23 protein-coding genes and 1 pseudogene are annotated in these 19654 nt (G+C 67.1%); 18 read left to right on the top strand and 6 right to left on the bottom strand.

Annotation, left to right across the window (positions count from 1 at the left end):
• Window positions 1-187: 187 nt before the first annotated feature.
• Window positions 188-1399 carry a thiolase family protein gene (locus ACMV5O_RS20175; RefSeq protein WP_324539351.1) on the top strand — a complete coding sequence of 404 codons (1212 nt, stop codon included), beginning with the start codon at window positions 188-190 and terminating at the stop codon, window positions 1397-1399.
• Between the two features lie 5 nt (window positions 1400-1404).
• On the top strand, window positions 1405-2364 hold the full coding sequence (locus ACMV5O_RS20180; RefSeq protein ID WP_324539353.1) for an OB-fold domain-containing protein: 960 nt from the start codon (window positions 1405-1407) through the stop codon (window positions 2362-2364).
• Window positions 2365-2512: 148 nt separating this feature from the next.
• On the opposite strand, the gene ACMV5O_RS20185 is transcribed toward ACMV5O_RS20180, so the two are convergent.
• On the bottom strand, window positions 2513-2767 hold the full coding sequence (locus ACMV5O_RS20185) for a hypothetical protein (protein ID WP_416165137.1): 255 nt from the start codon (window positions 2765-2767) through the stop codon (window positions 2513-2515).
• A 154-nt stretch (window positions 2768-2921) separates the two neighbouring features.
• Here ACMV5O_RS20185 and ACMV5O_RS20190 point away from each other — a divergent pair, with 154 nt between their 5' ends.
• Both ACMV5O_RS20190 and ACMV5O_RS20195 read left to right on the top strand, forming a co-directional pair.
• Window positions 2922-3203: a DUF1778 domain-containing protein gene (locus ACMV5O_RS20190; protein WP_416165138.1), complete on the top strand. Its 282-nt coding sequence runs from the start codon at window positions 2922-2924 to the stop codon at window positions 3201-3203.
• Complete coding sequence (locus tag ACMV5O_RS20195) at window positions 3200-3721, top strand: GNAT family N-acetyltransferase (protein WP_416165139.1); 522 nt, start codon at window positions 3200-3202, stop codon at window positions 3719-3721. The genes ACMV5O_RS20190 and ACMV5O_RS20195 overlap by 4 nt, the downstream gene beginning before the upstream one ends.
• Here the strand turns inward: ACMV5O_RS20195 and ACMV5O_RS20200 are convergent.
• Window positions 3650-4426: a hypothetical protein gene (locus tag ACMV5O_RS20200; RefSeq protein ID WP_416165140.1), complete on the bottom strand. Its 777-nt coding sequence runs from the start codon at window positions 4424-4426 to the stop codon at window positions 3650-3652. The two genes, ACMV5O_RS20195 and ACMV5O_RS20200, sit on opposite strands and share 72 nt — an antisense overlap.
• A 173-nt stretch (window positions 4427-4599) precedes the next feature.
• Here ACMV5O_RS20200 and ACMV5O_RS20205 point away from each other — a divergent pair, with 173 nt between their 5' ends.
• The 11 genes and pseudogenes from ACMV5O_RS20205 (at window position 4600) to ACMV5O_RS20255 (ending at window position 16009) form a co-directional block, all read left to right on the top strand.
• Window positions 4600-5502 (top strand): VOC family protein, encoded by a 903-nt coding sequence (locus ACMV5O_RS20205; protein ID WP_416165141.1) that lies wholly within the window; start codon window positions 4600-4602, stop codon window positions 5500-5502.
• A gap of 26 nt (window positions 5503-5528) precedes the next feature.
• Window positions 5529-6404: a CoA transferase subunit A gene (locus tag ACMV5O_RS20210; RefSeq protein ID WP_416165142.1), complete on the top strand. Its 876-nt coding sequence runs from the start codon at window positions 5529-5531 to the stop codon at window positions 6402-6404.
• Window positions 6405-6418: 14 nt separating this feature from the next.
• On the top strand, window positions 6419-7219 hold the full coding sequence (locus ACMV5O_RS20215; RefSeq protein WP_416165143.1) for a CoA-transferase subunit beta: 801 nt from the start codon (window positions 6419-6421) through the stop codon (window positions 7217-7219).
• 32 nt (window positions 7220-7251) lie between these two features.
• On the top strand, window positions 7252-8163 hold the full coding sequence (locus ACMV5O_RS20220) for an enoyl-CoA hydratase (protein WP_416165144.1): 912 nt from the start codon (window positions 7252-7254) through the stop codon (window positions 8161-8163).
• Window positions 8160-9302 carry an NAD(P)H-dependent flavin oxidoreductase gene (locus ACMV5O_RS20225; RefSeq protein ID WP_416165145.1) on the top strand — a complete coding sequence of 381 codons (1143 nt, stop codon included), beginning with the start codon at window positions 8160-8162 and terminating at the stop codon, window positions 9300-9302. The genes ACMV5O_RS20220 and ACMV5O_RS20225 overlap by 4 nt, the downstream gene beginning before the upstream one ends.
• Window positions 9303-9365: 63 nt before the next feature.
• Window positions 9366-10118: an enoyl-CoA hydratase family protein gene (locus ACMV5O_RS20230; RefSeq protein WP_324539367.1), complete on the top strand. Its 753-nt coding sequence runs from the start codon at window positions 9366-9368 to the stop codon at window positions 10116-10118.
• Window positions 10119-10125: 7 nt separating this feature from the next.
• Window positions 10126-11295: an acyl-CoA dehydrogenase family protein gene (locus ACMV5O_RS20235; protein ID WP_416165146.1), complete on the top strand. Its 1170-nt coding sequence runs from the start codon at window positions 10126-10128 to the stop codon at window positions 11293-11295.
• Window positions 11296-11308: 13 nt separating this feature from the next.
• Window positions 11309-12367 carry an acyl-CoA dehydrogenase family protein gene (locus ACMV5O_RS20240; protein WP_416165147.1) on the top strand — a complete coding sequence of 353 codons (1059 nt, stop codon included), beginning with the start codon at window positions 11309-11311 and terminating at the stop codon, window positions 12365-12367.
• A gap of 2 nt (window positions 12368-12369) precedes the next feature.
• A pseudogene (locus tag ACMV5O_RS20245) lies at window positions 12370-13531 on the top strand (acetyl-CoA C-acetyltransferase).
• Window positions 13532-13545: 14 nt separating this feature from the next.
• Complete coding sequence (locus tag ACMV5O_RS20250) at window positions 13546-14421, top strand: SDR family oxidoreductase (protein ID WP_416165148.1); 876 nt, start codon at window positions 13546-13548, stop codon at window positions 14419-14421.
• Between the two features lies 1 nt (window position 14422).
• Window positions 14423-16009 carry an amidase gene (locus tag ACMV5O_RS20255; RefSeq protein ID WP_416165149.1) on the top strand — a complete coding sequence of 529 codons (1587 nt, stop codon included), beginning with the start codon at window positions 14423-14425 and terminating at the stop codon, window positions 16007-16009.
• A 10-nt stretch (window positions 16010-16019) separates the two neighbouring features.
• On the opposite strand, the gene ACMV5O_RS20260 is transcribed toward ACMV5O_RS20255, so the two are convergent.
• A complete protein-coding gene (locus ACMV5O_RS20260; protein WP_416165150.1) occupies window positions 16020-16310 on the bottom strand; it encodes a type II toxin-antitoxin system RelE/ParE family toxin in 291 nt (96 codons plus the stop codon).
• On the bottom strand, window positions 16303-16548 hold the full coding sequence (locus ACMV5O_RS20265; protein ID WP_416165151.1) for a type II toxin-antitoxin system ParD family antitoxin: 246 nt from the start codon (window positions 16546-16548) through the stop codon (window positions 16303-16305). Before ACMV5O_RS20265 ends, ACMV5O_RS20260 begins: the two co-directional genes overlap by 8 nt.
• 177 nt (window positions 16549-16725) lie before the next feature.
• Between ACMV5O_RS20265 and ACMV5O_RS20270 the strand changes: the two genes are divergently transcribed.
• Window positions 16726-16968: an AbrB/MazE/SpoVT family DNA-binding domain-containing protein gene (locus ACMV5O_RS20270; protein WP_416165152.1), complete on the top strand. Its 243-nt coding sequence runs from the start codon at window positions 16726-16728 to the stop codon at window positions 16966-16968.
• A complete protein-coding gene (locus ACMV5O_RS20275; protein ID WP_416165153.1) occupies window positions 16949-17371 on the top strand; it encodes a PIN domain-containing protein in 423 nt (140 codons plus the stop codon). The genes ACMV5O_RS20270 and ACMV5O_RS20275 overlap by 20 nt, the downstream gene beginning before the upstream one ends.
• A 56-nt stretch (window positions 17372-17427) precedes the next feature.
• Here the strand turns inward: ACMV5O_RS20275 and ACMV5O_RS20280 are convergent, their stop codons facing one another.
• Both ACMV5O_RS20280 and ACMV5O_RS20285 read right to left on the bottom strand, forming a co-directional pair.
• Window positions 17428-18687, bottom strand: a complete 1260-nt coding sequence (locus tag ACMV5O_RS20280; protein WP_416165154.1) for an ATP-binding protein — start codon at window positions 18685-18687, stop codon at window positions 17428-17430.
• 63 nt (window positions 18688-18750) lie between these two features.
• Complete coding sequence (locus tag ACMV5O_RS20285; RefSeq protein ID WP_416165155.1) at window positions 18751-19257, bottom strand: restriction endonuclease subunit S; 507 nt, start codon at window positions 19255-19257, stop codon at window positions 18751-18753.
• Window positions 19258-19422: 165 nt separating this feature from the next.
• Here ACMV5O_RS20285 and ACMV5O_RS20290 point away from each other — a divergent pair, with 165 nt between their 5' ends.
• The gene (locus tag ACMV5O_RS20290) at window positions 19423-19581 is read left to right on the top strand and encodes a hypothetical protein (RefSeq protein ID WP_416165156.1); all 159 of its coding nucleotides are present in this window, start codon (window positions 19423-19425) and stop codon (window positions 19579-19581) included.
• The last annotated feature ends 73 nt before the right edge of the window (window positions 19582-19654 follow it).

The following is a 19654-nucleotide window of genomic DNA, read 5'->3' on the forward strand; positions in this document are numbered from 1 at the left end:
GGGCGGAAGCGGCTCATGCTCTCAGGATCCGGGGGTGATGCGGTATTTTACAGGGAGTAGTCCGACAGGCTGCTAGGGTCTCCCCCGCTTCGCCTAGTCGATTTGAACGATTGCCGGCCGCAGCGCCTGTGGCATCGTTGAGCGCACTACAGAGCGGGCGGTGCCCGCATCAGCGAGGTGAGGGAGCATGGGTCTCAAAGGAAACGCAGCAATTGTCGGCGCCGCGCAGTACCGGCCGGAGAAGTACGCGATCGCGCCACGGATGTTCCATCTCGAGCAGGTGGCCGACCTGGCCGGCCTTGCCCTGGCGGACGCCGGGCTCAAGGCCAGCGACATCGACGGCCTGGTGATCCACGGCCCGCAGTTCCACGAAGCGCAGGTCTTCGTGCCGGCGATGGCGGCGGAGTATCTCGGCCTGTCGCTCAACTTCGCCGAAGTCGTCGACCTGGGCGGCTGCTCGTCGGTGGCGGCGGTGTGGCGCGCGGCGATGGCGGTCGAGATGGGCCTGTGCCAGGCCGTGCTGTGCGTGATTCCCGCGCGCATGGCGCCCTTCGGGCCGGACGAGGACCCGAGCTGGATGGCGCGGGCGATGCGCTTCGGTGGCCACAGCACCGCCTTCGGCGCCCCCGAGGCCGAGTTCGACCTGCCCTACGGTCACATGGGCCAGAACACCGGCTACGCGATGATCGCCCAGCGTTACGCGGCCAAGTACGGCTACGACCCGGTGGCGATGGCCAAGATCGCGGTCGACCAGCGCACCAACGCGCTCGCCAACCCGGACGCCAGCTTCTTCGGCAAGCTGCTCTCCATCGAGGACGTGCTCGCCAGCAAGATGGTCGCCGAGCCGCTGCGCGTGCTCGAGATCGTGATGCCGGTCGCTGGCGGTGCCGCCGTGATCGTGGCCTCCAAGGAAGTGGCGGCGCGGGCGAAGAACCGCGGCGCCTGCATCACCGGCTTCGGCGAGCACCTGTACTTCAAGTCGCCGACCTACGCGACCGAGATGACCGACACCCCGATCGGCCCTGCGGCCGAGCGCGCCTTCGCGATGGCGGGCATCCAGCGCAGCGACATCCACGCCGCGCAGCTCTACGACTGCTACACCATCACCGTGCTGCTGACGCTGGAAGATGCCGGCTTCGCGCCCAAGGGCGAGGGTATGCGCTGGGTGCGCGAGCACGACCTGACCTACAAGGGCAACTTCCCGATGAACACCCACGGCGGGCAGCTGAGCTTCGGCCAGAGCGGCACCGCGGGCGGCATGTCGCAGGTCATCGAGGCCTTCCACCAGATTTCCGGCCGCGCCGGCGAGCGCCAGCTCAAGCGCTGCGACACCGTGTTCGTCTCGGGCACCGGTGGCGTGATGAGCGAGCAGGGCGCACTGATTCTCCAGGGAGCATGACGAGCATGTCGACCAACAAACCCCTGCCGACGGCCACCGAGATCTCGGCACCGTTCTGGAACGGCCTCAAGGCAGGCCGCCTCACGATCCCGCAATGCAAGTCCTGCGGTCACTGGGTCTTCTTCCCCCGCCGCCATTGCGACAAGTGCTGGTCGCAGGACCTGGCGTGGAAGGAGGTCAAGGGTACGGGCACGCTCTACACCTATACGCTGACCCGCGTCCCGACACTGCCCGACTTCGCCGACGAGATGCCGCAGAAGATGGCGGTGGTCGAGCTCGACGAAGGCGTGCGCATCAATACCACGCTGATCGGCGTGGATGAATCCGAGGTCAAGGTCGGCATGCGGGTCAAGCCTGTGTTCGACACGGTGAAATCCGATGGCACCGCGCTGCTGCGCTTCACCGCGGCGGACAAGGATCTCCCGTCCCGCATCGACAGCACGCCGACCGCGCTCGCCGCGGCCGCCGAGGCCCAGGCCAGCGCCGAGCCGGAGGCCGCGAAGCGCCAGGTGCGTTTCGACGACGAAGCGGCTATGAAGGCGCTGGTCAGCGAGACCTACTCGGCCTGGAGCAACCAGGTCGTGGTCGATCAGGCGCTGATCGACGAGTTCGCCAGGCTGTCGGGCGACGACTACTGGATCCACACCGATCCCGAGCGCGCGCGCAAGCAGAGCCCCTTCGGCGGCACCATCGCCCACGGCGCGCTGGTGCAGGTGCTGCAGTCGCGCCTGCGCATCCCGCTCGACTTCGAGGTGGTCGGCTTCAACAACATGGTCAATTACGGCTCGAACCGCCTGCGCTTCCCGGCGCCGGTGCCGGCAGGATCGCGCATCCACGCGCGCTCGCGGGTAAAGTCGGTGGAGAAGCTGCCCAAGGGCATGCAGATGACGATGGAGATCGTGACCCATATCGTCGGCAGCGAGCGGCCGTCCGTCATCAACGATCTCGTGATCCTTTACATGTGAGGCGCCGCCGTCCCGCGGTGCTCGATGTGCAGTTGTTCCTGTAGTGCGCAGTCGTAGTACCTGCAGTTTCGTTGCATGGTTGTCCTCCTCTCTTCCAGGCCGCCTCCCCGCAAGGGTTGGTGGCCGTTTTTTTGCTTCCCCGGCCGTACTACACCAGCGGTTCGTCGATACCGGGGCCGTGCACATAGCGGCGCAAGAGCGTGCCCGCGCCGTCGTACTCGGCCACGAGATCGACGCCGTCGTAGGCGAGATCGGTGATCGTGCCGGCCAGCGTGGTGCGGCGCAGCCGGCCTTCGGCGTCGTAGGCGAGCGTGGCGGCGTAGCCGGTCTTGGTCGCGCTCTTGAGCTTGTTGTCGGCGTCGAAGGCGTAGGTCCACACGCCGTCGCCGGTGAGGTTGCCCATGGCGTCGTGGGTGAGCGTGGCACCAGCCGCGGTGGTGGTTTGGATAGGTGGCGGTGACGTAGAAGGGGCCAGCTCACGAAACGGAAAAATCGTATGGTAGTGGTGTGGCCATGTACGGCAGTCTGCCGTATCATTTCGACAGGAGGACAAGACGATGCCCACAGCCACTTCTACCGCCCGCCTCGAAGCCCGGATCAGCACCGATCTGCATTCGATGCTCAAGCGCGCCGCTGAACTTCAGGGTCGCACCATGACTGATTTTGTGGTCGCTGCCGTCCAGGAAGCCGCGCAACGCGCCATCGAGCAAGCCGAGATCATCCGCCTGTCGCTGGCTGATCAGGAGTGCTTTGCACAAGCCTTGCTGTCGCCGCCGCAACCGGCGCCGGCCTTGGAACGCGCTTTCGCCCGTCGCCGCAAGCTCTTGCGTGCTGAATGAGCAGCGCACCGTTCCGGCTCACGCCGCTCGATGCAGCGCACGTTCGCGCGGCGTTCAACTGCGGGTCAGAACCGCTTGAGCGCTATCTGCGGGAACAGGTCACCCAAGATGTTCGCCGCCGTGTGGCTGCCTGCTTCGTGGCGTTGGCGGAAGGGCAACGCATCGCGGGCTACTACACGCTGGCGTCAGCAAGCCTGCTGCTGACCGATCTTCCGGCCAGCGTCGGCAAGAAGTTGCCGCGCTATCCGACCGTGCCAGCGGTTCGCATGGGCCGCTTGGCCGTCGATCAGGCTTTCAAAGGGCAAGGGCTGGGCGGTGCACTGCTGGCCGATGCGCTTGACCGTGCTGTCCGTTCCGAGATTGCCGCCTATGCCTTGATGGTGGATGCGAAGGACGAGGCGGCAGCGGCCTTCTATCGACATCATGGCTTTATCGCTTTGCCCGACTCACCGTTCACGCTCTTCCTGCCGCTGGCCACGGTGGAGGCGTCTCGGAAAACGGAAAATAGAGCGCGCTAAGCCGGTGGCATTCGTGCGCGTCAGGTTGGGCTGTAGGTGTTGCCCTCCAGTCTTGGTGTTGCCCTCCAGTCTCGATGAGGCCCAGGACAGATCGACCAGCAGGCGGCTCAGGATGTCCCGTGCATAGGTACCTGCGGGTCGCTCGCTGTCGGACGTGCGCCCCATCTCGTGCAACTGGTGGCGCAGCGTTTCAGGCAGGTAGAAGGTTTCGCCGGGGACGTAAGCCTCCAGAAAGTCACGCTGATAACCGACCGGGCGGCGATGCATCAGGGGTCGCCTCATCTGGTCGCGGATGGCGGCACCTTCCGGGGATAAGGGCACATACAGCGCCGTTTCGGTCGGTGCCGTGGTACTCGGTGTCGCCGGACCAATGGCTTGCACCGCGCGATCGGAGGCCGGCTTGTAGACCAGGGCGACGCTTTCGCCCTCGGTGGTCAGGCGCCGCTCGACGACGAGCCTCTGCAGGCGGCGTTGCAATGTACGACGGTTGGGCTTGGTGCCTTGGCGCCGAGTCATTTCGAGTTCAATGTCGGCAATGCCGATTCCGACCGGATGTGCTCCGACGACGGATGCGATCAGCTCGAGTTCTTGTTGCAGCGTGGTGCGTGGCATCGCGAAAAGCTCCTCGGGGGATTCTGTCGCGCTTTGTCGCGCCTGAGCGACAAAGCGCGACAAGAGTGTGTCGCGCAAGTGGTCGCGCTTCAAGTTGAATCTTTCGCCTGCCGGCTCACCTGCAGCGAGCACGCTTGACACCTCGTGCGGAGGCTTGGGCAGGTCACCTTCGGGCAGGCGTTTTCGTAGTCTCAACGGACGATGATGGCGCCGCCGCCTCTTCGCACAATGCCCTCACGTATCCGACCAATCTCTTGGGGGCAGCAATGATCGACATCCGCGGTTTGGCCTACTTCGTCGCGCAGATCGACGACCTCGCCGAATGGAAGCATTACGCCGAGGAGGTGCTCGGCATGATGACCTCGACCGCGCCTGGCGGCGGTCTGTACATCAAGATGGACGAGCGCCCCTTCCGCATCCTGGTGGTGCAGGGCGCCGAGCGCCGCTATGTGGCGTCGGGCTGGGAGCTGGCGGGTGACGACGCCTTCAAGGCCGCGCTCGCCGAACTCGACGCCAAGGGCGTGGGCTACGAGCTCGCCGATGCCGCCACCGTCGCCCAGCGCGGCATGCAGGCCGTGGCCGTGGTGACCGACCCCTCGGGTAACCGCCACGAGCTGTGCTGGGGCCACCTGTCGGACTGCCAGCCCTTCGTGTCGCCGCAGGGCGTGCCGCGCTTCCTCACCGGCGACATGGGCCTGGGCCACACGGTGATGCCGGCGCCCAACTTCGATGCCACCGCCGCCTTCTTCCGCGACGTGCTGGGTTTCGGCCTGTCGGACATCTTCAATTTCCGTCCCGACCCCGCTGCGCCGCCGGTGCGCATCCACTTCCTGCACTGCAATAACGCCCGCCACCACAGCCTGGCGATTGCCGAGTATCCGGTGGCCAGCGGCTGCGTGCACGTGATGGTCGAGGTCGATTCGATGACCGAGGTCGGCCGCGCCCACGACCGCCGCATCGCCAACAAGGTGCCGCTGTCGGCCACCCTGGGCCAGCACCTCAACGACCGCATGATCTCCTTCTACATGAAGACGCCGTCGGGCTTCGATCTCGAGTACGGCTACGGCGGCCTGCAGTGCGACTGGGAACGGCACAACGCCTTCGAATTCACCCGCGTCAGCATCTGGGGCCACGACTTCGGCGTCGGCCAGCGCGAACAGGCCGCCTGAGCGCGGCCGGCAACAGGAAACGATCCATGAACAAACTGATGACGGCGACCGATGTCGTCGCCCAATTGCGCGATGGAATGACCATCGGTTTCGGCGGCTGGGGCCCGCGGCGCAAGCCGATGGCGATCGTGCGCGAGATCCTGCGTTCGGACGTGAAGGACCTCACCGTGGTGGCCTACGGCGGCCCGGACGTGGGCATGCTGTGCGCCGCCGGCAAGGTGAAGAAGCTGATCTTCGGCTTCGCGACCCTCGATGCGATCCCGCTCGAGCCCTGGTACCGCAAGGTGCGCGAGGCCGGCGGCCTGGAGCTGATGGAGCTCGACGAGGGCATGTGGCAGTGGGGCCTGCGCGCCGCTGGCATGCGCGTGCCCTTCCTGCCCACGCGCTGCGGCCTGGCCACCGATGTCACCAAACTCAACCCTGAGCTCAAGACCATCCAGTCGCCCTATGACGACGGCGAGGTGCTGCTGGCGATGCCGGCCCTGAAGCTCGACGTCGCCCTAGTGCATGTCAACGTCGCCGACCAGCTCGGCAACACCCTGATCCAGGGCGGCGACCCGTACTTCGACCACCTCGTCGCCCGTGCGGCGGATGCCTGCTACGTGTCGGCCGAGCATGTCGAGGAGCGCCTGGCGCTCACCCCCGACCAGGCCCGCTTCAACACCTTCGAGCGCTATCTGGTGAAGGGCGTGGTGCACGCGCCCTGCGGCGCCCACCCGACCACCTGCGCACCCGAATACGGCTGGGACATGGCGCACTTCAAGCGCTACGTCGCCAGTGCGGCGGAAGAGGGGGGCTGGCAGGCCTACATGGACGAATTCGTCACGCCGGGTGAGGCGGCCTACCAGGACAAGAACGGCGGTATCGAGCGCATGGGCACACTGCCCCTGCCGGTGTTTTGAGGAGCGCGAGCGGCATGAGCAACAACACTGAATTCACCCTCGCCGAGCTGATGATCGTGGCGGCCTCGGAAGCCTGGCGCGGCGACGGCGAGGTGCTGGCTTCCGGCATCGGCGTGATCCCGCGCCTGGGCGCCAGCCTGGCCAAGCTCACCTACGCCCCCGAGCTGCTGATGACCGACAGCGAATGCTTCCTGGTCGAAGAGCCGATCCCGCTCGGCCCGCGCGGAGACTATGTGCCGAAGTACTCCGGCTACATGTCCTTCGAGCGCGTGTTCGAGTGCGTGTGGGGTGGCCGCCGCCACGCCATGATCGGCCCGACCCAGATCGACCGCTTCGGCCAGACCAACCTGTCGGTGGTGGGAGATTACAAGAAGCCCAAGGCCGCCATCCTCGGCGTGCGTGGCCTGCCGGGCAACAGCATCAACCACATCAACTCCTTTTTCGTGCCCAGTCACAGCAAGCGGGTGTTCGTCGAAGGCGAGGTCGACATGGTGTCCGGCGTGGGCTTCAACCCCGCGCGTTGGGAGCCCGGCATGCGTCAGGATTTCATGGACATCCGCCGCATCGTCACCGACCTGTGCGTGCTGGACTTCGAGGGGCCGGACCACGCCATTCGCGTGCGCTCGCTGCACCCTGGCGTCGCCTTCGACGAGGTCCAGGAGAAGACCGGTTTCCCGCTGCTTAAAGCGCCGGCGCTGGGCGAAACCCCGCATCCGACCGCCGCGCAGCTGGAGATCATCCGCCGCCTTGATCCGCACAACCTGCGCGGTGCGCAGATCAAGGGCAACCCGCCGGGCATCCGCCCCGCCGTCTGAGTCAGCGCCTGATCCGGCCAAGGAATAGACACATGAGCGCCCCCGACCAGAACTTCGTCAGCCGCCCCGACAGCGCGGTGTACGAGACCGATTGCCCGGTGCACTACGCCGTGGCCGACGGCATCGCCACGGTGACGATGAGCCGTACCGAGTTCAACAACGCGCAGAACTCGCAGATGACCTATGCGCTGGACGCCGCCTTCCGCCGTGCGGTGGATGACGACGCGGTCAAGGTCATCGTGCTGCGCGGCGATGGCAAGCACTTTTCCGCCGGCCACGACATCGGTACGCCGGGGCGCGACATCAACAAGCCCTTCGACCGCGTGCACCTGTGGTGGGACCACACCAACAAGCCGGGCGGCGAGTACCTCTACGTGCGCGAGCAGGAGGTGTACCTGAACATGTGCCGGCGCTGGCGCGACCTGCCCAAGCCGACCGTCGCCATGGTGCAGGGCGCCTGCGTCGCCGGCGGGCTGATGCTGGCCTGGGTGTGCGACCTGATCGTCGCCAGCGACGACGCCTTCTTCCAGGACCCGGTCGTGCGCATGGGCATCCCGGGCGTGGAGTACTTCGCCCACCCCTACGAGCTCAACCCGCGCATCGCCAAGGAATTCCTCATGACCGGCGACCGCATGGGGGCCGAGCGCGCGTACCAGATGGGCATGGTCAACCGGGTGGTGGCACGCGAACAGCTCGAGGCCGAGACCTACGCGCTCGCCGCGCGCATCGCCAAGCAGCCGCGCATGGGCCTGGCGCTGACCAAGCAGGCGATCAACCACGTCGAGGACCTGCAGGGCAAGCGCACCGCGATGGATGCGGTCTTCGCCTGGCACCACTTCGCCCACACCCACAACGAACTGCTGTCGGGCGACAAGCTCGGCGGCTATGACGCGAAAGCCATGGCCAGCGCCAACAAGCAGGCCGCCGGCGAGCGCAAGGCATGAGTCACTCCACCATGAATCCCGATTTCTCCGCGCTGCTGCGCACGCCGCTCACCGAGCGCCTCGGTTGCCGCTACCCCATCATCCAGACCGCAATGGGCTGGGTGGCGGATGCGAACCTGGTGATCGCCACCACCAAGGCCGGCGGCTTCGGCTTCCTGGCCGGCGCCACCATCGACGCCGACAAGATCGAGGGCGAGATCCAGAAGGTCATCGCCGCCACCGGTGGCAGCAACTTCGGCCTCAACTTCCACATGTTCCAGGAGAACGCCGCGCAGTGCGTCGACCTGGCGATCCAGTACAAGCTGCGCGCGGTGAGCTACGGCCGCGGGCCGGACAAGAAGACCATCGCCCGCTTCAAGGAAGCCGGCGTGCTGTGCATCCCCACCGTGGGTGCGCTGAAGCACGCGGTGAAGGCGGTCGAGCTCGGCGCCGACATGATCACCATCCAGGGCGGCGAGGGCGGCGGCCACACCGGCGGCGTGCCCACCACCATCCTGCTGCCGCAGGTGCTGGCGGCGGTGAAGGTGCCGGTGATCGCCGCCGGTGGCTACTCCACCGGGCGCGGCCTGGCCGCGGCGCTGGCCGCTGGTGCGGCGGGCATCGCCATGGGCACGCGCTTCCTGATGACCACCGACTCGCCGACGCCGCCGGCCACGCTCGACCGTTACGTCAAGGTCGACGACCCGCAGAAGGTGCGGGTCACGCTCGCGGTCGATGGCATGCGCCACCGCATGATCGAGAACCCCTTCATCAACAAGCTCGAGGGCGCCAGCCCGATGGGCCGGCTGCTGATCGCGCTCAAGAGCGCCTGGCACTGGAAGCAGCAGACCGGCATGAGCCTCGGCCACATGCTCGGAGTGTTCCGCCAGGCGCTGAAGGAAGACCCGGGCGCCGTGTCGCAGACGGTGATGTCGGCCAACCAGCCGGTGCTGCTGCAGCGCTCGATGGTGGACGGCTTCCCCGACGAAGGCATCCTGCCCAGCGGCCAGGTGGCGGCGGCGATCGGCAAGCTCGAGAGCTGCGAGGACGTCATCCACGGCATCGCAGCCGAGGCCGAAACCTGCCTCGCCGCGCTGTACGCCCGCCTCGACGACGCGCGCGGCACCGAACCCTGCAAAGAGACCGCGGCCGTCGCCTGAGCGAGCAGCCCGAGCCCCACCGCAACCCCAGACCCGACAAGAGACCCAACGGAGCCCGATAACGTGAGCCAGGCCTTCCAGACAACGATCGACGGCGGCATTGCCGAACTCGTCATCAACAAACCGCCGGTCAATGCGCTCGACAGCAGCGAGTGGTACGCGCTGGCGCACCGCATCGACGAACTCGGCCACGACCCCGAGGTGCGCGTGATCGTGATCCGTGCCGAAGGGCGCGGTTTCTGCGCGGGCGTGGACATCAAGGAGCTCGACGCTCACCCCGAGCGCATCGTCGCGGTCAACGGCGGCAACTACGCCACCTTCAAGGCGGTGCACCGCAACCCGGTACCGGTCGTCGTCGCGGTGCACGGCTTCGTGCTCGGCGGTGGCATCGGCATCACCGGCGCGGCCGACATCGTGATCGCTTCCGACTGCGCCACCTTCGCGCTCCCCGAGGTCGATCGCGGCGCCATGGGCGGCGGCGCCCACCTGCAGCGCCTGTTCCCGGTGCAGAAGGTGCGCTACCTGTTCTTCACCGGCGAGAAGATCGGCGCGCGCGAGGCCGAGCGCTACGGCTTCATCGAGCGCATCGTGACCAAGGCCGAGCTGCGCGGCGCGGCCCTCGAGATCGCCCGCAAGATCGCCGAGAAGAGCCCGGCCATGATCCGCATCGCCAAGGAGGCGTTGAACGGCATCGAGGACGGCAACCTGGAAGACAAGTACCGCTGGGAGCAGGGCTTCACGCTGCAGGCCTACACCAGCCCCGACTCGGCGGAAACCCGCCGCGCCTTTATCGAGAAACGCGAAGCCAAGTTCTGAGGACACCATGGATCTCGCCTACACCCCCCGCCAGAAAGCCTTCCGCGAGGAAGTGCGCGCCTGGCTCGCGGCCAACCTGCCGCGCGAGCCCCTGGCCAGCTACGACACCCGCGAGGGCTTCGAGCAGCACCGCGAATGGGAGCGCAAGCTGTTCGATGCGCGCCTGTCGATGGTGATCTGGCCCGAAGCCCTCGGCGGACGTGGCTGCGACCTCATCGAATGGCTGATCTTCGAGGAGGAGTACTACGGCGCCGGTGCCCCGATGCGGGTGAACCAGAACGGCCAGCTGCTGCTCGGCCCGACGCTGATCGAATTCGGCACCGAGGAACAGAAGGCGCGCTTCCTGCCGCGCATGTCCTCGAGCGAGGACATGTGGGCGCAGGGCTGGTCCGAGCCCAACGCCGGTTCCGACATGGCGGCGATCACCAGCAAGGCCATCCTGTCGGCCGACGGCACGCACTACGTGGTCAATGGCCAGAAGACCTGGTCGACGCGGGCGAGCTTCGCCGACTGGCTGTTCGGCCTGTTCCGCAGCGACCCGGGCTCGAGCCGCCACCACGGCCTGTCCTACCTCGCGGTGCCGCTGGACGCGCCGGGCGTGACCATCCGCCCGATCCAGGCGCTCAACGGCAAGCAAGCCTTCGCCGAGATCTTCTTCGACGACGTCAAGGTGCCGGTCGACAACCGCATCGGTGACGAGGGCCAGGGCTGGCACGTGGCGATGGCCACGGCCGGCTTCGAGCGCGGCCTGCTGCTGCGCTCGCCGGCGCGCTTCCAGTACACCGCGCGCAGGCTGGTCGAGCTCTACAAGGCGAACCGCGAGGTCGCCGACCGCGACCCGAGCATCCGCGACGCGGTCATCGAGGCCTGGACCGGCACCGAGGCCTACGCGCTGTCGGCCTACCACACCGTCGGCCGCCTGGCGAAGGGCGCCCGCATCGGCGCCGAGGCCAGCACCAACAAGATCTACTGGTCCGAGCTCGATCTGAAGATGCACGAGACCGCGATGCGCATCCTCGGCCCCTTCGCCGAGCTCACCGGCGACGCCCCGGAGGCGGTCGAGGCCGCGCGCTGGCTGGACGGCTTCCTGTTCGCCCAGGCCGGGCCGATCTACGCCGGCACCAACGAGATCCAGCGCAACATCATCGCCGAGCGCATGCTCGGCCTGCCGAAATAAGGAAGGGGCCGCCATGGACTTCACCTTCACCGACGACCAGCTCACCTTCCGCGAGGCGGTGAGCCGCTTCCTGATGACCGAAGCCGCGCCCGAGCGGCTGCGCGAGATCTGGGACACCGACAGCGGGCGCTCGCCCGAGCTGCGCAAGAACATCGCCGAGCAGGGCCTGACCGCGCTGTCGGTGCCCGAGGACTGCGGCGGCCTCGGCATGGACGACGTCGCCTGGGCGCTGATGACGCAGGAGCTCGGCTACTACGCCCTCCCGGATTCGCTTGCCGATGCCGCCTACGTCGCCGCCGGACTCATGACCGCGCTGCCTGCCGGTACCGCATCGCGCGAAGACTGGCTTGCCCGCATCGCCGAGGGCAGCATCCGCATCGCGGTTGGCCACCCGGTCAATCCGCTGGTGGCGGATGCCAACCCCGCCAACCTGTTGCTGCTCGCCGACGGCGACGCGGTGCATGCCGTGCCGCGCGAGCAGGTCGAGGTCGAGCCCAACCCCAGCATCGACCTGTCGCGCCGCCTGGCGCGCGTGCGCTGGACGCCCGCCACCGCCACCCTGATCGCCGACGGCGAGAGCGGTCGCGCGCTGTGGGCGCAGACGCTCAACCGCGGCGTGCTGTCCGCCGCCGGCCAACTGCTCGGCCTGGCACAGCGCATGCTGGACTTGTCGGTCGACTACGTCGCCCAGCGCAAGCAGTTCGGCAAGCCGATCGGCAGCTTCCAGGCCGTCAAGCACCATCTGGCCGACGTCGCCACCAGGATCGAGTTCGCCAAGCCGGTGCTGTACCGCGCCGCCTACGCGCTCGCCCACGGCGAGGCCGGTGCCGATGCGCGCGTCTCGCACGCCAAGCTCGCCTGCGGCGAGGCCGCCTGGCTGGCCGCACGCCACGGCATCCAGGTGCATGGCGCGATGGGCTACACCTGGGAAGTCGATCTGCAGATGTTCATGAAGCGCGCCTGGGCGCTCGATGCGTCCTGGGGCGACCGCGGTTTCCACAAGGCGCGGGTCGCCGACGCCATCCTGGTCGAGGGCGCGGCCCTCGGCCCCGGCCACACTTTCGAGGAATGAAGATGGCGCAAGCCTCCAATCAAGCCTACATCGTCGATGCCCTGCGCAGCCCCACCGGCAAGCGCAAGGGCGGTCTGTCCCACGTGCATGCGATCGACCTCGGTGCGCATGTCCTCAAGGCGCTGGTCGAGCGCAACGCCATTCCCGCCGATGAATACGACGACGTGATCTTCGGCTGCGTCGACACCATCGGCTCGCAGGCGGGCGACATCGCGCGCACCGCGTGGCTGGCCGCCGGCCTGCCGCTGAATGTGCCCGGCACCACGGTGGACCGCCAGTGCGGCTCCTCGCAGCAGGCGGTGCACTTCGCCGCCCAGGCGGTGATGAGCGGCACCCAGGACGTGGTCGCGGTCGGCGGCGTGCAGACCATGACGCAGATCCCGATCTCGTCGGCCATGCTCGCCGGGCAGCCGCTCGGCTTTCCCGACCCGTTCTCGGGCAGCAAGGGGTGGAAGGCGCGCTTCGGCGACCAGCCGGTCAACCAGTTCTATTCCGCGCAGGGCATCGCCGACCACTGGCAGTGCAGCCGCCGCGACATGGAGGTCTATGCGCTCGAGAGCCACCGTCGCGCGCTGGCCGCGATCGCCGAAGGCCGCTTCGAGCGCGAGATCGTCGGCCTCGAGGGCGTGACGAAGGACGAGACGCCGCGGGTGTCCACGCTCGAGAAGATGGCCGAGCTGGAACCGGTCGGCCCCGAGTACCCGTCGATCACCGCCGCGGTGTCGAGCCAGACCTGCGACGCCTCGGCCGCGCTGCTGGTGGTGTCGGAAGCCGCACTCAAGCGCTACAACCTGACCCCGCGCGCGCATCCACCACCTGTCGGTGATGGGCGACGACCCGATCTGGCACCTCACCGCGCCGATCCCCGCCACCCGTGCCGCGCTCAAGAAGGCCGGCATGCGCATGAGCGACATCGACGTGGTCGAGATCAACGAGGCCTTCGCCTCGGTGGTCATGGCCTGGCAGAAGGAACTCGACTACGACCCGGCGCGCATGAACCCCAACGGCGGCGCCATCGCCCTGGGCCACCCGCTCGGCGCCACCGGCGCCCGCCTGATGACCGCGCTGCTGCACGAGCTCGAGCGCAGTGGCGGCCGTTATGGCCTGCAGACCATGTGCGAAGGTGGCGGCCAGGCCAACGTGACCATCATTGAACGCTTGTAAGAGAAGGGATCGACATGGGTATTTGTGAAGGACGCACCGTCATCATCACCGGCGCCGGCGGCGGCCTGGGCCGCGCCTATGCGCTGGCCTTCGCGGCCGAGGGCGCCAACGTGGTGGTCAACGACATCCGCAAGGAAGCCGCCGACGCCGTCGTGGCCGAGATCACCGCGGCAGGCGGCAAGGCGATCGCCAACGCCGACGACATCACCCGCATCGACACCGCGCAGCAGATCGTCGACGCCGCCGTGGCGGCCTTCGGCGAGGTGCACGTCGTCGTCAACAACGCCGGCATCCTGCGCGACCGCATGTTCATCAGCCTGTCCGAGGACGACTGGGACCAGGTCATGCGGGTGCACCTGAAGGGCCACTTCTGCCTCGCCAACATCCTCGGGAAGCGCTGGCGCGACCAGGCCAAGGCCGGCAACAGGATCGCCGCGCGCATCATCAACACCAGCTCCGGCGCCGGCCTGCAGGGCTCGGTCGGGCAGTCCAACTATGCAGCGGCCAAGGGCGGCATCGCCGCGCTCACCCTGGTGCAGGCTGCCGAGCTGGCGCGCTACGGCGTCACCGCCAACGCGCTCGCCCCGGCCGCGCGCACCTCGATGACCGAGAGCGCGATGCCCGACGTGGTCAAGGCGCCCGAGACCGGCTTCGACGCCTGGGCGGCGGAGAACGTGGCCCCGCTGGTGGTGTGGCTGGGCAGCGGACAGTCCTCGCACGTCACCGGCCAGGTGTTCGAGAGCCAGGGCGGTCGCATCTCGGTGTGCGACGGCTGGCGCACCGGTCCGCAGAAGGACAAGGGCGCGCGGCTGACGGTGCAGGAAGCCGGGGCCATGGTCGATGAACTGATGAAGCAGGCCGTGCCTGCGCAGAAGGTATGGGGAACCTGACATGAGCGAGCAGGCGGTGGAGCAGGGGCGTCGTGATTTCCTGAAGGCGGGTGCAGCGCTCGGTGGCGCGGCGGCTGTGGGTCTGAGTGGGGCCAAAGCGGCTGGTGCTGCGGGTACGGCTGCGGCGGCCACGCCTGCGGCTCTGCCACTGCCCGAGTACGAGCAGTGGGACGCGACCGAGATCGCGCTGCGCATCCGCCGCGGCGACGTCAAGCCGAGCGAGGTGCTCGAGGCGGCGATCGCCCGCGCCGAGGCCTACGCGGCGATCAACGCGGTCACCGTGCCGCACTTCGATCTCGCTCGCGAGGCTGCTCGCGCGCTCGACGCGGCCGGGCAGGCTGAGCGCGCGGCGCGCCCGGCCTTGTCCGGCGTGCCGTTCGCGCTCAAGGACCTCGGCATCGCCCTCAAGGGCACGGTCACCACCAACGGCTGCGCCTTCTTCCAGGACGCCGTCGCCGACCACGATTCCACCCTGGTGCAGCGCTACCAGGCGGCGGGCCTCAACATCTTCGCCAAGCTCGCCTCGCCCGAGTTCGGCCAGACCGCCTCCACCGAATCGCGCCTGTTCGGCGCCACCCGCAACCCCTGGGATCTGGAGCGCAGCTCCGGCGGTTCCTCGGGCGGCGCCTCGGCGGCGGTGGCCGCGGGCGTGCTGCCGGCGGCGCATGCGAGCGACGGCGGCGGCTCGATCCGCATCCCGGCCTCGCACTGCGGCCTGTTCGGCCTCAAGCCCAGCCGCGGCCTCATCCCGATGGGCCCGAAGTCACTCGAAGGCTGGCTCGGCCTGTCCGCGCACAACGTGATCAGCCGCAGCGTGCGCGATACCGCGCTGCTGATGCAGCTCAGCCAGGGCGCCGAGCCCGGCGCGCGCACCCTGCCGCCCACCGCAGACCTGCTCGCGGCGCTCGAGCAGGCACCGCGCGGACTCAGGATCGGCCTGTTCCAGGCCAACCTGTTCGGCGCCGGCGTGCACGCGGAGTGCATCGAGGCGTCCAACAAGGCGGCCACGCTGTGCACCAGCCTCGGCCACCACGTCGAGCCGATCGACCTGTCGGCACTGCCCTTCCTCGAGATGGCGGGCAGCATGGGCGTCGTCACCGCCAGCGGCATGCTCTACACCGTACAGGCGCGCGAGAAGGCCATCGGCCGCGAGGCGCGCGAGGACGAGTTCGAGCCGATCGACTGGCAAAGCATGCAGAAGGCCAAGTCCTACACCGCCGAGCAGATCCTCAAGGCGCGCAACGTCTTCGACCGTGGCGGCCGTGTGCTGGACGAACTGTTCGCACGCTACGACCTGATCCTGTCGCCGACCACCGCCGCGCTGCCGCCCAAGCTGGGCGAGCTCTCGCTCGACCAGCCTTTCGAGGACTACGCACGCAGGGCGGTGCTGGCCTCGGCCTTCACCTCGATGTTCAACATGACCGGGCTGCCGGCGATGTCGGTGCCGCTGCACTGGAGCGCGGAAGGCCTGCCGATCGGCGTGCAGTTCGCCGCGCCCTATGGTGGCGAGGCGCGCCTGATCGCACTGGCCGCGCAGCTCGAGAAGGCCGCGCCGTGGGCAGATCGCCGGCCGCCGGCGCTGGCTTGATTGATCGCAGTCAGAGATGGCGGGCGGTGTCCATGCGCTCATGCAGCACGCGCATGACAAGGATCATCCCCCGATCGATGCGGAAATAGACCCAGTGGTGTTCTACCCGCCAGCGCCGGTAGCCCTTGCGGATATGTTCGCAAGCCGGCGCGGAGAGGGGCTCCCGGGCAAGCTGTTCGAAGGCTGCGTTGAGGAGATCGAGGTATCGCTCTGCCTGCGCAGCGCTCCATCGCCGCGCTGTGTAGCGCCAGATGTCTTCCAGATCTCGAACCGCGGCTGGCGAGAGTTGGAACTCAGCCATGCTCGGCTTTCATGCGTGCTTTGAAGGCCTCAAGATTAAAGGGCTGTGCGGGTCCGCTGTTCTCGCCCTCGATCAGAGCAGCACGGATCGCTTCGGTTTGCGCCGTGCGCGCCTGCTCGCGACGAATCAGGTCGCGGATGTATTCGCTGTCGTTGGTGTAATGCCCCGCCTCGATCTGCGCTTTGATCCAGCGATCCTGCTGGTCGGTCAAGGTGATGGTCTTGCGTACGACGGACATGATGATCTCCTGGAGAAAGCGACTTTAATCATACTATCGGTGCAGAGCTTGTCTATATTGATGTTGGGTTGCTTGTCACCACGGTGTACCCAAGTGGCGGACTCGACTATTCCGAGCTGGCGGCAGAGCAGGTTGGATATACTAGTTTTGTCGCGTATATCTTATTGAGGTGCAACCATGCATGTCGCCAAATGGGGCAATTCGCTCGCCGTCCGCCTGCCTGCGGCGGTGGTTCAGGCCCTGGATCTGAAGGAAGGGGAAGAGATCGAGCTGCATGTCGCTGGCGAGCGCTCTCTCGAGGTCGCGCGCAAGACGCCGCCACAGGAACTGCTGGCCCGCCTGCGCCGCCTTCGTGGCAGGCTTCCTGCGGACTTCCGCTTCGACCGCCTCGAGGCCAACGATGCCGACCGCGAGCGCTGAACCAACCCGCCGGGTATTTCTCGACACCAACGTTGTGCTCTACCTGCTGTCCGCCGACGAGCGCAAGGCGAACATGGCCGAAGCGCTGCTGGCACAGGGTGGCCTGGTCAGCGTGCAGGTACTGAACGAGGCCGCGTCGGTCTGCCTGCGCAAGCTCAACCTGCCCTGGCCCGAGGTCCGCGAACTGCTCGACGCAGTGAAAGCCTGCTGCGAGGTGCTCCCGCTCACGCTTCCCGTCCATGAACGCGCGCTGTATCTCGCGGAGCGGTATCGGCTATCGCTTTACGACGCGCTGATCTGCGCGGCGGCGCAGAGCGCCGGTGCCGAAGTGCTTTACACCGAGGACTTGCAGGACGGGCTGGTGCTCGATGGCCTGACCGTCTGCAATCCTTTCAAGGGTTGATCCCCTGTTGCCTGATTCTTTGCGGAGCCCCTCCCGGCTCCGCGCGGGCGTGTCCCCTATTCGGCAGTCCGCGCAGCCGGAATCACCAGCAGAAGCTCCGACTCGTCGATCAGACGGTAGAAGGGGCGTTTGCCGCCGAGCCGTTCGCTGCCGTCGAGAATGATCTGCACGCCTTCGCCGCGCTTGTCCATCATCGCGCTGCGGCTGGTAAACGCCTGGTCGTCGTCGGGGATCGGGCACTTTGCCAGCAGGCTGGTGATGGCCTCGTTGCGCGCAGACTGGCGGTAGGGGAGGCTTTCCAGCGTCATCGTGTTGGGAATCGCGCCCGGCGAGTACAGTTCGAGCCGGTCGGCAAACATGCGCAAGCGGATCTTGGCGCCGTGGATGGAGTAGTCGCGGTGCGCGACCGCATTGACCAGCGCCTCGAACACGGCGGTCAGCTCGTACTGGGGAATATCGCGCCGGCCCCGATCCTTGATGGCGAACACGCGCATGTTCTTCTGCACGAAGTGGCAAGCGGCCAGCACCTGTGCGTCGAGCGGGCCGGTGATGTCGCGCGCGTCGATCTGATACAGCGAGCCGGCTTGCGGCAGGATCTCGGTGCCGCGATACGCCACCGCCTGGATGAAGGCGTTGGGCAGCCAGCGGCGCGGATCGGTCGTCGCCATCAGGATGCCGGCGACGGTCGGCCGTAGTTGTCCGTCGCCGTCGGTGCGCGCCATCGCCAGCTTGTCGAGCAGCACCTCCCGCGTGTCCTGGATGCGTGGGCTGGCAAACCGCTGCCACAGCGGCGCTGACAAGTTGTCGAGGCTGGCGCCGGGGACGGTTTGCTCGTCGAAGCGGATGATGCGGGCCTGGCTGCGTTGCTGGAACAGGCGCGCGAGATAGTCCGGTGCCATTTCCCGTTTTGCGCTGCCGATGCGATGCAGGTAGCCGCCCGGGCTTCTGTGCACGAACAGGCTGCGGGATACCTCCACCTTGAGGACCGGCTGTGGCACCTGGTCGGCGCCCGGCAGCGTCAGGCGTTGCAGGATTGGGGCAAGCGGAGGGGTGATGCTGTCCAGACAGAGCTGGCGCACGAAATCCTCCACCAGGTCCAGACTTTCGACGGGAATGCCCATCACCTCGCGCGCGTCATTGACGCCGAGCACGCAGACGCCGCCCTGGCTGTTCGCGAAGGCGGCCAACTCGTCCGCCAGGGCGTCGCGATGCGGCGCGGCCAACTTACTGCCCGCAAAACGCACTTCCTTCAGCTCAAGAAAGGAGTCCTCACCCAGGCGAATCTTCTCGATCAGATCTGCGACCTTGTCGAACATGTCGAACCTCTCATCCAGCGGTGCTGCTGGTTCGCGATGGTATCAGTGCGGGGCGGTTGTTCATCAGACGACCTCGGCGATCAGGGCTTCGGCCAGATGTGCCTGCTTGGTCTGCGCGGTGGTGAGGCGGGCCTTGAGGCTGGCGGTGAGTGCCTGCAGCTTGTCGACTTGGGCGACGATGCGGGATTGTTCGGCGAGCGGGGGGAGCGGAAATTCCAAGGCAGCGAAACGACCAGCACTCAAGTGCGCGATGTTGGTCGTCTGTTTGCTGATCTGCTGAAATCTCCCGCTACGCAGGTAGGAACGGAAGACGATCAGCCCAAATTCCGCAAGTACGAAGTCGAAGTGTCGATATCTGACTAGGGTGTTCTGGAAGCACGCGCCGGGAACCTCTCCGCGATAAAGAGCAGGGCGACCGACCAGTTCCCGGCTTTGACCCTCATTTAGCAGGATGTCACCTGGCCTGAGCGCGAAAGTCGCAAACTCCTCTGGCGAGAAGTTCATCTCCTTAACGTCTGAAATGTCGATCCGCGCCTCATAGACATTCTGGACTCGCAAATAGGGACGCATGTGCGGTCCGTGGTGGTGCTGGGGCGCGCGTTGGCGTCCGAGATCGACTCTGCCGGTTTCGTCAACTCGTGCCCACGTCCACCTTATTGGCAGGTCGCGCCGCGTTGAGTCACTGAGCATCGTTGGGCGAGCTAGGTAGGATGCCGCATCCTCATCCTCTGGGTCTTGCGGGACGAGTTTGCCGCGCACGGCGAGCTGGAGCAGGGTGGCGTCGAGGCGGTCGATGGATTCGGGCGTGGTGAAGAGGGTGTCGAAATGCGCGGCGAGGTGCTGCCAGTGGCGGCGGAATTCGTCGGCGTCGGCGGCTTCGGCGAACTGGTCTAGTGTAGTGCTGCGCTCTTGAAAAGACTTAATTTACGACATCCGTTATCATGCTTCATGCATGCAAGACGGAGAA

It is taken from the genome of Thauera sp. WH-1 (assembly GCF_047806685.1).
GTDB lineage: Bacteria > Pseudomonadota > Gammaproteobacteria > Burkholderiales > Rhodocyclaceae > Thauera.

What these genes read in the sequence shown, in the direction of transcription:
- ACMV5O_RS20175 (WP_324539351.1), top strand. Translation starts at nt 188, where the DNA reads ATGGGTCTCAAAGGAAACGCAGCAATTGTCGGCGCCGCGCAGTACCGG.
- ACMV5O_RS20180 (WP_324539353.1), top strand. Translation starts at nt 1,405, where the DNA reads ATGTCGACCAACAAACCCCTGCCGACGGCCACCGAGATCTCGGCACCG.
- ACMV5O_RS20185 (WP_416165137.1), bottom strand. Translation starts at nt 2,767, where the DNA reads ATGGGCAACCTCACCGGCGACGGCGTGTGGACCTACGCCTTCGACGCC.
- ACMV5O_RS20190 (WP_416165138.1), top strand. Translation starts at nt 2,922, where the DNA reads ATGCCCACAGCCACTTCTACCGCCCGCCTCGAAGCCCGGATCAGCACC.
- ACMV5O_RS20195 (WP_416165139.1), top strand. Translation starts at nt 3,200, where the DNA reads ATGAGCAGCGCACCGTTCCGGCTCACGCCGCTCGATGCAGCGCACGTT.
- ACMV5O_RS20205 (WP_416165141.1), top strand. Translation starts at nt 4,600, where the DNA reads ATGATCGACATCCGCGGTTTGGCCTACTTCGTCGCGCAGATCGACGAC.
- ACMV5O_RS20210 (WP_416165142.1), top strand. Translation starts at nt 5,529, where the DNA reads ATGAACAAACTGATGACGGCGACCGATGTCGTCGCCCAATTGCGCGAT.
- ACMV5O_RS20215 (WP_416165143.1), top strand. Translation starts at nt 6,419, where the DNA reads ATGAGCAACAACACTGAATTCACCCTCGCCGAGCTGATGATCGTGGCG.
- ACMV5O_RS20220 (WP_416165144.1), top strand. Translation starts at nt 7,252, where the DNA reads ATGAGCGCCCCCGACCAGAACTTCGTCAGCCGCCCCGACAGCGCGGTG.
- ACMV5O_RS20225 (WP_416165145.1), top strand. Translation starts at nt 8,160, where the DNA reads ATGAGTCACTCCACCATGAATCCCGATTTCTCCGCGCTGCTGCGCACG.
- ACMV5O_RS20235 (WP_416165146.1), top strand. Translation starts at nt 10,126, where the DNA reads ATGGATCTCGCCTACACCCCCCGCCAGAAAGCCTTCCGCGAGGAAGTG.
- ACMV5O_RS20240 (WP_416165147.1), top strand. Translation starts at nt 11,309, where the DNA reads ATGGACTTCACCTTCACCGACGACCAGCTCACCTTCCGCGAGGCGGTG.
- ACMV5O_RS20250 (WP_416165148.1), top strand. Translation starts at nt 13,546, where the DNA reads ATGGGTATTTGTGAAGGACGCACCGTCATCATCACCGGCGCCGGCGGC.
- ACMV5O_RS20255 (WP_416165149.1), top strand. Translation starts at nt 14,423, where the DNA reads ATGAGCGAGCAGGCGGTGGAGCAGGGGCGTCGTGATTTCCTGAAGGCG.
- ACMV5O_RS20260 (WP_416165150.1), bottom strand. Translation starts at nt 16,310, where the DNA reads ATGGCTGAGTTCCAACTCTCGCCAGCCGCGGTTCGAGATCTGGAAGAC.
- ACMV5O_RS20265 (WP_416165151.1), bottom strand. Translation starts at nt 16,548, where the DNA reads ATGTCCGTCGTACGCAAGACCATCACCTTGACCGACCAGCAGGATCGC.
- ACMV5O_RS20270 (WP_416165152.1), top strand. Translation starts at nt 16,726, where the DNA reads ATGCATGTCGCCAAATGGGGCAATTCGCTCGCCGTCCGCCTGCCTGCG.
- ACMV5O_RS20275 (WP_416165153.1), top strand. Translation starts at nt 16,949, where the DNA reads ATGCCGACCGCGAGCGCTGAACCAACCCGCCGGGTATTTCTCGACACC.
- ACMV5O_RS20280 (WP_416165154.1), bottom strand. Translation starts at nt 18,687, where the DNA reads ATGTTCGACAAGGTCGCAGATCTGATCGAGAAGATTCGCCTGGGTGAG.
- ACMV5O_RS20285 (WP_416165155.1), bottom strand. Translation starts at nt 19,257, where the DNA reads ATGCGTCCCTATTTGCGAGTCCAGAATGTCTATGAGGCGCGGATCGAC.